This is a genomic window from Methylocaldum sp., assembly GCF_039794385.1.
GTDB lineage: Bacteria > Pseudomonadota > Gammaproteobacteria > Methylococcales > Methylococcaceae > Methylocaldum.
This window is the reverse complement of record NZ_JBDIVO010000139.1, coordinates 1-11,464: the sequence shown is the minus strand read 5'-3', so window position 1 is coordinate 11,464 and position 11,464 is coordinate 1. Positions and strand designations below refer to the sequence as shown.

At 58.0% G+C, this 11,464-nt stretch carries 11 protein-coding genes, 1 pseudogene and 1 riboswitch; of the genes and pseudogenes, 6 read left to right on the top strand and 6 right to left on the bottom strand.

Features of this window, described 5'->3' with window-relative positions; all coding sequences use genetic code 11:
• Window positions 1–525 (top strand): annotated as a pseudogene (locus tag ABJK70_RS13065) (alpha/beta hydrolase); the annotation flags it as partial.
• A 364-nt stretch (window positions 526–889) separates the two neighbouring features.
• Here ABJK70_RS13065 and ABJK70_RS13060 read toward each other — a convergent pair.
• The 3 genes from ABJK70_RS13060 to ABJK70_RS13050 form a co-directional block, all read right to left on the bottom strand.
• Window positions 890–2,050 carry a nucleotide pyrophosphatase/phosphodiesterase family protein gene (locus ABJK70_RS13060; RefSeq protein WP_347258187.1) on the bottom strand — a complete coding sequence of 387 codons (1,161 nt, stop codon included), beginning with the start codon at window positions 2,048–2,050 and terminating at the stop codon, window positions 890–892.
• Between the two features lie 85 nt (window positions 2,051–2,135).
• On the bottom strand, window positions 2,136–2,546 hold the full coding sequence (locus ABJK70_RS13055; RefSeq protein WP_077730952.1) for a DMT family transporter: 411 nt from the start codon (window positions 2,544–2,546) through the stop codon (window positions 2,136–2,138).
• Window positions 2,543–3,415, bottom strand: a complete 873-nt coding sequence (locus ABJK70_RS13050) for an aldo/keto reductase (protein WP_347258186.1) — start codon at window positions 3,413–3,415, stop codon at window positions 2,543–2,545. The genes ABJK70_RS13055 and ABJK70_RS13050 overlap by 4 nt, the downstream gene beginning before the upstream one ends.
• Window positions 3,416–3,615: 200 nt before the next feature.
• Here ABJK70_RS13050 and minC point away from each other — a divergent pair, with 200 nt between their 5' ends.
• The 4 genes from minC to ABJK70_RS13030 all read left to right on the top strand — a co-directional run bounded on the left by minC (window position 3,616) and on the right by ABJK70_RS13030 (window position 7,711).
• Window positions 3,616–4,353, top strand: coding sequence for a septum site-determining protein MinC (gene minC / locus ABJK70_RS13045; RefSeq protein ID WP_086133009.1), 738 nt, complete (start codon window positions 3,616–3,618; stop codon window positions 4,351–4,353).
• A 29-nt stretch (window positions 4,354–4,382) separates the two neighbouring features.
• Window positions 4,383–5,192 carry a septum site-determining protein MinD gene (minD, locus tag ABJK70_RS13040; RefSeq protein WP_077730955.1) on the top strand — a complete coding sequence of 270 codons (810 nt, stop codon included), beginning with the start codon at window positions 4,383–4,385 and terminating at the stop codon, window positions 5,190–5,192.
• A gap of 2 nt (window positions 5,193–5,194) precedes the next feature.
• Window positions 5,195–5,473: a cell division topological specificity factor MinE gene (minE, locus tag ABJK70_RS13035; RefSeq protein ID WP_077730956.1), complete on the top strand. Its 279-nt coding sequence runs from the start codon at window positions 5,195–5,197 to the stop codon at window positions 5,471–5,473.
• Between the two features lie 549 nt (window positions 5,474–6,022).
• The gene (locus ABJK70_RS13030) at window positions 6,023–7,711 is read left to right on the top strand and encodes an AarF/UbiB family protein (RefSeq protein ID WP_077730957.1); all 1,689 of its coding nucleotides are present in this window, start codon (window positions 6,023–6,025) and stop codon (window positions 7,709–7,711) included.
• Between the two features lie 112 nt (window positions 7,712–7,823).
• Here the strand turns inward: ABJK70_RS13030 and ABJK70_RS13025 are convergent, their stop codons facing one another.
• Both ABJK70_RS13025 and thiC read right to left on the bottom strand, forming a co-directional pair.
• Window positions 7,824–8,222: a hypothetical protein gene (locus ABJK70_RS13025; RefSeq protein WP_077730958.1), complete on the bottom strand. Its 399-nt coding sequence runs from the start codon at window positions 8,220–8,222 to the stop codon at window positions 7,824–7,826.
• Window positions 8,223–8,440: 218 nt separating this feature from the next.
• Window positions 8,441–10,315 (bottom strand): phosphomethylpyrimidine synthase ThiC, encoded by a 1,875-nt coding sequence (gene thiC, locus ABJK70_RS13020; RefSeq protein ID WP_347258185.1) that lies wholly within the window; start codon window positions 10,313–10,315, stop codon window positions 8,441–8,443.
• Between the two features lie 57 nt (window positions 10,316–10,372).
• Window positions 10,373–10,521, bottom strand: a riboswitch (TPP riboswitch).
• 149 nt (window positions 10,522–10,670) lie between these two features.
• Here thiC and ABJK70_RS13015 point away from each other — a divergent pair.
• Window positions 10,671–10,850, top strand: coding sequence for a hypothetical protein (locus tag ABJK70_RS13015; RefSeq protein ID WP_133716295.1), 180 nt, complete (start codon window positions 10,671–10,673; stop codon window positions 10,848–10,850).
• Window positions 10,851–10,877: 27 nt separating this feature from the next.
• On the opposite strand, the gene ABJK70_RS13010 is transcribed toward ABJK70_RS13015, so the two are convergent.
• Window positions 10,878–11,303 carry a hypothetical protein gene (locus ABJK70_RS13010; RefSeq protein WP_133716296.1) on the bottom strand — a complete coding sequence of 142 codons (426 nt, stop codon included), beginning with the start codon at window positions 11,301–11,303 and terminating at the stop codon, window positions 10,878–10,880.
• Window positions 11,304–11,464 lie beyond the last annotated feature (161 nt).

Below are 11,464 nucleotides of genomic sequence, written 5' to 3'. Positions count from 1 at the left end.
GGGCGTCCTTGTTATTACGGGCATTCGGCCGATCTCGGCTGTTCGCCGGCGCTGTGGACGCATAGAAGGTACGGCCCCGAGGTGGTCGACAGCCTGGCGCACGCCTTGCGGAGCTTCCTTTCGAAAAGCCGCTTCGAGCGGCTGGTTCTGTTCGGACACAGCGGCGGCGGCGCGCTGGCCGTTCTGCTGGCACCGCGTTTCCCGGAAACCTCCGCCGTCGTGACCTTGGCCGGAAATCTCGACATCGAGGCCTGGACCGCCCATCACGGATACAGCCCTCTTGCAGGCTCGCTGAACCCGGCCGAAATCAAGGTTAAGGGCGTCATCGAATACCATTATCTCGGCGAGACCGACCGAGTCGTCCCGCCTTCCGTCTTCGAACCGATCGCCAAACGGCGCCCCCAGGCCCAGGTTTTCGTGCTCCCCAACTTCGACCACCACTGCTGCTGGCAAGAAGTCTGGAAAGGCATTCTGCAAAAGACGGCCGATCTCGGATCAAACTCCGCAAGCGCCCATGCACAATGAATGCTACATTTTTAGAGCGTTTTCCGAATCGGTGTAAGGGATTCGGATATGTAGGTCGGCAATCCCTTGCCGACGTATCGGCTCGGCGAAGGGCTTTGTCGGCAAGGGATTGCCGACCTACGTTCTCCCCTCCTGGCACGAATCCGTACACCGGGATGGAAAACGCTCTAAGCGCTACGTCAGAAGACGCATAAACCGGCACCGGACGTTCCCGTGCCGGTTTTTTTCTTTGCACGCCTACTTTGGAATCCATTCGCATCGTGACAGGCAAAGCTTCGACTCTTCGGGTCGAAGTGCAATCTCCGAGGCCGCATCTAACCGAGTGTCCGCATAACCCGAGCCTACTCGTATGCAGCCTTCCCGCCTAAGCCGCCACCACGATAAGCGGGACGAACATCTCCTCCGGGCTCATGCCGCCGTGGACACCGATCTGCCGATATGGGCGCTCGCCGGGGAGCCAATCCTTTATCACGTAATTCTCCTTCATGATCAGCATGTAATCGCCTATGCGTTCGGTCAACCGGGGGTGAGGCGTGCCTGAACCGAAACAGCCGGAAGCGAGAAGATCCCGACTGAGATGCAATTCGAGGTAAGCGGCCAAGTTATCTTGTACATAACGTTCGAAGCGTTGCGTCTCGCCCGATTTCACATAGCAATATGCAGCCCGTCTTTCACCGCATAAAGGTAATATCAGGCATTCATTCAGCTCCGAATGATCGTCCAACTCGATGACACGCTCGGGGCTGGTATCGATTTGACCGTGGTCCGCCGCGACGATGAGCAGCGTATCGCTTCCCGCAATGTTTCCGAAAAACGCCTCGAAGGCGCTGTCCAGTTCAGCCAGATGCTGTTCCGCCTCCGGGCTTGCCGATCCATTCTCATGGCCGATATGGTCGAGTTCAGACCAGTAGGCATAAATGAATTTGCGATGAACATCCTTCCGGAGAGTCCGAACGATCACGCCGAAAAATTCCTCGATCGTATCGAAATCTCGCAATTCGGCTCTGCCTTGATGCGCCAAATTGAAGTCCGAATGGGCTATACGGCGCGGGGAAACGATATAGCAAGGCAGCGGAATGCGATTGAAGATCGGCACATGGCCGAAAAATTTTTCGGCTTCGATGCCGCATTTCCCCAGCGGTATCCCGCCGTATCGAGGCACACCAGGCAATACCGACAGTACGGCACCCAATTCCTTGAAATACATGTGCCATCCGGTCAAACCGTGCTGTTGCGGCGCCAGTCCGGTCAAGAAGCTCGTTATGGCCGTCGCGGTAGTGGACGGAAAGACCGATGTCATGCGTCCGCGGAGATGTTGCCGCAAGAAACTGCCGCGGTCCTGCCTGATCAAGTATTCATAACCGAGTCCATCGACTACGATCAGAACAACATTGCGGTAAGCGCCCACCTCCGCCGATGATAGGCCGTTGAGGGGCGCATAGCCGTTCGGCTCGCCACCGAGCCCGGTAATGAGCGAGCTGAGCAGATTTACGATGCCGGCGCCTTGATAGTCCGGTAATTGCATGCGCGTTTTATTCCCTGGCAAGCATCATTGCCGGTATGGGCTACGCAACCTTAAGGCGCGTTGCGCAGAACCGACTAATCGCTCTTCAAGTGCTAACCAATACCATCGCGATCAGACCTAGTACGATCCCGATCGCTTGCTTGAGAGTAACCGACTCGTTCAAGAAAAAATAGGCCAGAACCACGGCGACGGTCGGATACAAGGCCGTAGCCGTGGAGACCAACACAACCGGGCCTTTGGTCATGGCATAAAGATAAGCGAAAGCTCCCATGGCCCCGAGGATCCCGGTGCTCAACGCCAACACCATGCCGCGCGGCTCCGTGGCCGGCTTGAAGACGAAAAGGGCCAGAACAACCAGCGCTACGACGAGCCCGCCGGCAGCCTCGTAAATAATGGCGCTTTTGGGATCGATATAGCGCGTGGTGAGTTTCGGCAGAAATGCCCAAATTCCCCAGCAGATGAATGCCGTCGTCGCGGGCAAAAGCCAATGAGTCACCGAAGTTCCGGTATGTTGTCGATTGCGCGAACATCCTCCGGATCGAGGTGGACGTGCAAGGCGCGCATGCTGTCCGCGATGCTGGTCGGCTTGCTGGCTCCCGGAATGGGAATGATATGCTCGCCTTTGGCCAGCAGCCAGGCCAAGGCGATGCCATAACGGGACGATCGGTACTTTTCGGCCAGACGTTCGAACAATTCGCTGTGACCGAGACGAACGTGACCGTAGTGTCCGCCTACCGGACTATGAGGGATATAGGTGATGCCTTTCAAACCGCAATAGTCGATCACGCCGTTGGCGAAATCCTGCTTTTCGAACGGATTGCAACGGTTCTGGACGGAAACGATAGGCGCGTGATCGAGAGCGGCCTGGAGAATGTCCAGGCTAGTGATATTGGATAGCCCGATATGCCTGATTTTGCCTTCGTCCCGGAGCTTTATCAGCTCTTCCAGAGAAGGCAGCAAGCCGATATTGGGATCGACGGCATGAAGCTGATATAACTCGATGCAATCCGTCTTCAGGTCTTTGAGGCTTCGTTCGCAGGACTCCCGCAAAAATTTCGGGGCGCCGTCGATCACCCACTCGCCGCCCGGGCGCCTGAGACCGCCTTTGGTTGCGATGACAACCTGACCCCGTTTGCCGAGTTGGTCCAGAACTTTGGCGATGAGGCGTTCATTGTGCCCGATGTCGGAATCGTCCAGACAATAAACGTTTGCCGTATCGATAAAATTGCCGCCCTCGGCGAGAAAGGTCTCGATGACTTGAAACGCTTGTTCTTCGCTGGGCCTGCCTTGGATGGACAACGGCATGGCACCTAGCCCGACGGGCACAACCCTAATGCCGGTACCATCTATCTCTCTTTGGCTCATGAAGCTTCCCTCCTGGCTACGCGCGACGCAGCAAACTGGCGATCGTTTCGAAGATCATAGCATCGTTGGCGCGTGCCCTGCTCGCTCGATGGAACCTCAGTCGAGAAATTCGCTTTTCGCGGCTTGCGTTTACGCAAATTTTAAGGGAGTGATAGAATGCGCCCATCGCAAATTCCGCCGATGAGCCCCGCCCAATCAGGATGCCCGTCAAGTCTAACGAACAGTCGGCCCGGTCCGTTTCGCTCGAAATCAAATCGGGTTCCATTACGCTGCCGATCCTGAAGCTTTCGAACAGCGACAACGCGCTTGTCGCCCAACAGCTCAGAGACAAGATCCGGCAAGCACCGGAATTTTTCCGTAACGCCCCGGTGGTGATCGATCTCAGCGACCTTCCCAACAACGCCTATGTCGATTTCTTCGATTTGATCGACATCCTGCACGATCATCATTTGGTTCCGGTCGGCACCCGCGGCGGAAGTTCAAGGCTGCAAGCGGCGGCGCAAGACGCGAAACTGGCCATATTTCCGGAACATAAGCACGAAACCGTCGCCGGACCAGCGCCTGCGCCTTCCGCTTCGAAATCCTCATCGCGCGCGACGGCCAAGCTGCCGAGCGGAAGCAAACTGATCGAGCAGCCGGTCCGTTCCGGGCAGCGGATTTACGCCTCCGGCGCCGACCTGATCGTTCTGTCCCAAGTCAGTCCCGGGGCGGAGGTCATGGCGGACGGAAATATCCATATTTACGGCTCACTCCGCGGACGTGCATTGGCGGGGGTACAGGGAAACCTGGATGCGCGGATTTTCTGCGCGGACCTGCAAGCAGAACTGATTGCCATCGGCGGACACTACAAGATCAGCGAAAATTTGGACGAATCCATGCGCGGCAAGCCGGTGCAAATTTATCTGCGCGACAGTTCGTTAATCATCGAAAACCTGTAAACAAAGCTTTTTGAATCTGGAGAGCACGAGTGGCGAGAATTATCGTTGTGACTTCCGGAAAGGGGGGTGTTGGCAAAACGACCACCAGCGCCGCCGTTTCCATGGGATTGGCGTTGAAAGGCCACCGCACCGCTGTCATCGATTTCGACATCGGGCTGCGCAACCTGGATCTCATCATGGGGTGCGAGAGACGCGTGGTCTATGACTTCGTGAACGTCATCAATCAGGAAGCCACCTTGAATCAGGCCCTGATCCGAGACAAACGCTGCGAGAACCTTTACATTCTGCCCGCTTCGCAAACCCGCGATAAGGATGCGCTCACCCTGGATGGTGTCGAGCGAGTTCTGAACGAGTTGTCCGAAACCTTCGAATACATCGTCTGCGACTCCCCCGCCGGCATAGAACGCGGCGCGAATCTGGCGATGTATTTTGCCGACGACGCGATTGTCGTCACCAACCCGGAAGTTTCTTCGGTCCGCGACTCGGATCGCATGCTGGGCATACTCGCCAGCAAGTCCCGCCGCGCCGAACAGGGACTTGAACCGATCAAGGAATATCTCCTCTTGACCCGCTATTCCCCGCAACGGGTCAAACTGGGCGAAATGCTCAGCGTGGACGACGTACAGGAGATTCTCTCCTTGCATCTGCTCGGCGTAATACCGGAATCGAAAGCCGTGCTCAGTGCATCCAACGCGGGAACGCCGGTCATTCTCGACGACAAGAGCGATGCCGGCCAGGCATATGCCGATGTGATACGCCGGTACTTAGGCGAAAATGTCCCCCATCGCTTCCTCGAAGAGGAAAGGAAAGGCTTGTTCGGTCGGCTGTTCGGGGGTTAATTATGGGACTCTTGGATTATTTTCGAAGTTCTCGGCCGTCGAGTGCGGCTATCGCCAAAGAGCGTCTTCAGATCCTGGTGGCGCACGAACGCTCGCAGCGCTCTCAACCCGAATATCTCGCCGCCATGCAAAAGGATTTGCTGGAAGTGATCCGCAAATACGTGAACATAGACCAAAACGCCATCACGGTTTCCATGGAACAGGATGAAAACCGCGAGATTTTGGAACTCAATATCGTCCTGCCCGAAGATAACGAGCGCAAGCGAAGTCCACGGCGCTGAATGACACGCCATAATGACCCTCAGCCAAGCGTCGACGCCGCTGCCGACGAAAGCTGAATGCGCCCCGACGCGCAGCCGGGAAACCGACCTAGATAGGTACGATGTCCAGCAGACGCTCGGCTGGCTGGCGCGATAAGCCAATCGTGTAACATAAGGTAAGAAATATCCCCCTTGGCAACCGATCTAAGGGTTCGGCGAGCGAATCGGCGTCCGCAGCGGGATGGGCATCTCTGGCGCTCCCAGAGATGCCGTTTGCGATTGGAAGGGGCGCTTCGGTGCTCCCGAAGCGACCGTTTGCGATTGGAAGGGTCGTCCGGGTGCTCCCCGGATGACGTTTGCGATTGGAAGGGTTGCGGCTAAAGCAACCGTTTGCGATTGGAAGGGTCGTCCGGGTGTTCCCCGGATGACCGTTTGCGATTGGAGGGTGTAAGGAATGCGGGCTAGGATAGCGGCGTTCAGGCAGCCCGCCACACAACCGCGCTCGTCGAATTCCGTCGCGGCGATCGGCACGGATTTTGAGCGTTTCCTCCAATAGCGAATCATTCGACGATGATACTTGAAACTCTGAGTGCAATGCGTGATCTCGGGCGATTGCACGACATCGCGTCCATCCTGATCCGCTATGGTTTCGGCGACATGGTCAAGCGCCTGGGACTCGAGCGGCTGCTGGAAAAGGCCGGGCGGGCGCTCAACTGGACCCGCTTCGAGGAGCTGCTTCGCCTCGATCCGCCGCAACGCGTGCGCAAGGCCATGGAAGAGATGGGGCCGACCTTCATCAAGTTCGGCCAAATCCTTGCCACTCGCGTGGACTTGTTTCCACCGGACTGGATCACGGAATTCGAAAAACTGCATGACCGGGTGCCGCCGCTTCCTTTCGAGAAACTGCGATCGCAGATCGAGGAAGATTTGAGCGGGTCGGTCAGCGAAGTGTTTGTCGAGTTCGACGAAACGCCTTTGGCCGCCGCCTCCATCGCACAGGTCCATCGAGCCCGTCTTCCCGACGGTCAACAGGTGATCGTCAAGATTCGCCGCCCCGGTATCCGCCCGACCATCGAAGCGGATTTACGCCTGCTCGAGCGTCTGGTTGGAATCGTCGAGCACGAATTCCCCGACGTCAGTCGATTCCATCCGCAAGAAGTACTGCGGCAATTCAAGATCTCCCTGCGCAACGAGCTCGATCTGCTGACCGAGGGACGGAACACCGAGCGGGCCGCCGATAATTTCGCGGGCGACCCCACGATCGTGATCCCCAAAGTTTACTGGGAATACTGCGGCGAGCGGATCAATGTTCAGCAATATATCGAAGGGATAGCCGGACGGGATCTCAAGGCGCTCGACGCCACGGGACTCGATCGCAAGATTCTGGCTCAACGCGGCGCGGACGCCGTGCTCAAGATGGTATTGATCGACGGCTTTTTCCATGCCGACCCACACCCCGGCAACTTTATTTTTCTACCCGAAAACAGGCTGGCTTTCATCGATTTCGGCATGGTCGGCTCGCTGTCGGAATCGCGGCGGGACCAAGTGGTGGACATGCTCAATGCCATCGTGGTCCGGGATGCCGCCACGGTGGTGGACGTATTGCTGGATTGGGCAGGCGAAGCCGCGCCCAGCACCGAGCGACTGGTCGCCGAAGTGGGCATGTTCATCGATAAATATCACGGCGTCGCGCTCAAACAGCTCCGTCTGGGCGACATGCTCACAGAAATGACGAGTCTGATGCGGGACCACCAGCTTACCCTGCCGCCAGATTTGACCATGCTGTTCAAGGCGCTGATCACACTCGAGGGTACCGGACGCCAGCTCGATCCCGATTTCGACATCGTCGCGCAAGCGACTCCGCTATTGCAGCAAGCCAGCGTGCTTCGGTACCACCCGGACACACTGCTTCGAAAAGGCCGGCGCAATCTGGCCAGCCTGATGTCGGTCCTGAGTGCCCTGCCGCAAGACATCCGAAGGCTAATGAGGCTCCTCCGGAGCGGAGCCGTCAACGTTCACGTGGACCTCAGCCAGTTGGACCGTTTCGGGATGCTCATGGACCGGGCCGCCAGCCGATTAACCGTAGGCATGGTGACCGCTTCGCTCATCATCGGATCGTCCATCGTCATGACCGTCAGCGGCGGCCCCACCCTGTTCGGCCTGCCCGCCCTCGGCGTTTTGGGGTTTACCGCCGCCGGCATCGGCGGATTATGGGTGCTGATCTCGATTTGGAAAACCTCGCGCAGAGGGGAAAGATAGCCTCGAATCGGTTCTTAGGGCAGATTTTCGTCGCGCCGCCGGAGACCGCCCGCGGCGGAATCGCCGTCGCGATCCGCTCGATCCCTGCAGGCGGGTCTTCGTTCTCCGAGGCTTATTGGTGGTGTACCGGACGCGGCGCGCTGGGAGCGGTGGTCGCGGCTACATCGTTCTCGATGATGGTGCGGTCGTCGATCTTCAGAAGGGTGATGCCCTGATCCATGACGTAACGGCATTCGGCGCGTTTCGCCGAGCCGACGTTGTTCCAGATCAAGGTGACGTATTTAACGTGATCGCTGTCGGATTCGGACGGGCTGTAGGGATGAGTGCCGATTTCACTCTTTACCGCCTCGGTGCATTTGTCCAAAGCCAAACTGCTGAGCAGGTTCGATGTTTGCAGGAAGGCGCCTTGCATTTTTTCCTGCTGAGTTTCGCGCGTCGTGCCGACGATGATAAAACCGACGATCATGACGATGGCGAACCCGATTGCGCCTTTGACGACGTTCGATTCCATGATTTCCTCTCTTTTCTTATGGTTGGAAACGCAGGCGACTATAGCAAAAATCACGATACATTAGGTCACCTGCCGTCAACTCAACCGCCGCCTCGATAAAATTTTTCTGCGCGGCACGGCACTGCTATGGGGCATCAGAGAGGGGACAGCCTGCAACCGCGTATTGCGACCGCAGGCGAGCGTCACCACGATATGAGCAAGATTCCATTCGGCAACGGTCACGCCTTACGGTAAATCTCCGCCCCGCTCTTCACGAATTCCTCCGCCTTCTCCTCCATGCCCGCCGTCAAGGCCTCGTTTTCCTTGAGTCCATGGGTTTGCGCGTAATCGCGCACGTCCTGGGTAATCCGCATCGAGCAGAAGTGCGGGCCGCACATGGAGCAGAAATGGGCCAGCTTGGCGCCTTCCTGGGGCAGTGTTTCGTCGTGGAATTCCAGGGCCTTTTCCGGGTCCAGGCTGAGATTGAACTGGTCCGCCCAGCGGAATTCGAAACGCGCCTTGGACAAGGCGTTGTCGCGAACCTGAGCACCCGGATGGCCCTTGGCGAGATCGGCGGCGTGGGCGGCGATCTTGTAGGCGATGATGCCGTCGCGGACGTCCTGCTTGTTGGGCAGTCCCAAGTGCTCCTTGGGCGTGACGTAGCAGAGCATGGCGGTTCCGAACCAGCCGATCATGGCGGCGCCGATGGCCGAGGTGATGTGATCGTAGCCCGGCGCGATGTCGGTGGTGAGCGGCCCCAGGGTGTAGAAGGGCGCTTCCCGGCAAAGTTCCAGCTGCTTTTCAACGTTTTCCTTGATCATGTGCATGGGCACGTGGCCGGGGCCTTCGATCATCACCTGAACGTCATGCTTCCAGGCGATCTCGGTCAGCTCGCCCAAGGTCTTGAGTTCGGCGAACTGGGCCTCGTCATTGGCATCGGCGATGGAGCCGGGCCTGAGGCCGTCGCCCAGGCTGAAGCTAACGTCGTAGGCTTTCATGATCTCGCAGATTTCCTCGAAATGCGTGTAGAGGAAATTCTCCTTGTGATGGGCCAGGCACCACTTGGCCAGGATCGAGCCGCCGCGCGACACGATGCCGGTCACGCGTTTCGCGGTCAGCGGGATATACCCGAGGCGCACGCCGGCATGGATGGTGAAATAATCCACGCCCTGCTCGGCCTGCTCGATCAGGGTATCGCGGAAGATCTCCCAGGTCAGTTCCTCGGCTTTGCCGTCCACTTTTTCCAAGGCCTGATAAATGGGTACCGTACCGATCGGCACCGGCGAATTGCGGATGATCCACTCGCGGGTCTCGTGGATGTTTTTGCCGGTGGACAAATCCATCACCGTGTCCCCGCCCCAGCGGATCGACCACAGCATTTTTTCCACCTCTTCCTCGATCGAGGAGGTGACGGCCGAGTTGCCCAGGTTGCAGTTGATCTTCACCAGGAAATTGCGGCCGATGATCATCGGCTCGGATTCCGGATGATTGATATTGGCCGGGATGATGGCGCGGCCGCGGGCGACTTCGTCCCGCACGAATTCCGGGGTGATGACCTTGGGGATGGACGCGCCGTAGGATTCGCCCGGATGCTGGAGCTTGTACATCTCGCTGACGGCTTCCAGGCGCTGATTTTCGCGGATGGCGATGAATTCCATTTCCGGCGTGACGATGCCTTTCCTCGCGTAATGCATCTGAGTCACGTTAGCCCCGGTTTTGGCCCGGCGCGGCCGGCGGATATGCTCGAAGCGGAAATGGGCGAGAGAGGGGTCGGCCTGGCGCTTCCGTCCATACTCGGAACTCGGCCCGGAAAGCTCCTCGGTATCGCCGCGCTCCCCGATCCAGGCTTCGCGCAAAGGCGGCAAGCCCAGACGCAGATTAATACTTACTTGCGGATCGGTATAAGGCCCGGAGGTGTCATAGACATAAATCGGCGGGTTCTTTTCGGCGCCGAAACTGGCCGGAGTGTCGGATTGAACGACCTGGCGCATGGGCACGCGGACATCGGGACGGCTGCCCTGGACATAAATCTTTTCTGAAGCGGCGAACGGCCGTATGGAAGCTCGTTTGGCGGTTACTGCTTCATGCAGGAATTCTTCGGGAAATGCGCTCATCGCTTTCTCCTGGTTCAAAAACGGAAAAAGGGGGCGCAGGCAAGACGGGTCCATCGCCAGGCTCAGGACAGGCTTTCCTACGCCGGTGTTAACCGGATCAGGTTCGAAGGGTGTTTCTCAGCCCTGCGGGACACGGTCGTCGGTGAGCCGGTTCGCAAATGATCGACCACGCCGAGAACGGCAGCAGGGCACCCCCAGCCTTACGGATATGGGGCTAAGCTAAAGCATGAAAGGGGATTTGGCAAGGCAGGGGGCCGCCGAGTGCGAGGCGATCGGAGCGTTTCGATTCTTCCGCCCATCGAGCGGATTTATCTGCCGAAATGAATGGCGTACGCAGATTGCCAAGGAGGTACCGATGGAAACGGTAATCAAAAATGTCATTCGCATGTTTAACGGATATGGCTATGCCGTTGCGGGCGTCGTGATCGGCTTTTTCGACGATCCCGCCCAGGCACAGGCATGTGCCTTTCAGATCATTAATCTGACCCATTACGAAGTCGACGTTTTCGGAAGTCAACTGATCATGGTGCTTTGAGCGTGGAGACAGGGTGCTACGCAGCCCCTACCAGCTCTGAATGGCGGCTTGCGACCGTCTCGGCCGTCCGAGCGCAAACTGTCGGTATATGAACCAGAATCGCCACACGGATTCCGGAATTTCCGGCAGAGTGTGATGCCGCAGTCCGGGATCGAATAGCGCTCGCGGCTCGAACGCATCGTACGACCGCAGATCGTCAGCCGTGAGCCGGCCGGCGCGAAACGTGTCGGGAGATACCGGGGCAATGAGCAAGCGCCCATGTTTGAGCTCCGGCTCCGTCAGCGCCAGCAACAGTTTCCCGTTGACCGCATCGGCACCCTCGATCAGGCGCCCCTCCGCATCGCACCAATACCCGCCGGTCTCGAGGGGAATATCGGTGGAACCTTCGAAACGCAAGCGAAACGTATAAATCTCCAGGTCCGACGCCCTTTCATTATGCGGATTTGTCTTCATCGGCCGGGCCCCTCCAACGTTTCGTAGATGCCTTAGGCTAGGACGAAGCAAACGATAATTCCGTGACGTATTTCCCAATTTCACTCCGTATAATGTAGCCGGCTCCGGGAACTAGCCCGCATTGCTCACACCTTTTCGTAGCGAGGGCCTCGAGACGCCGC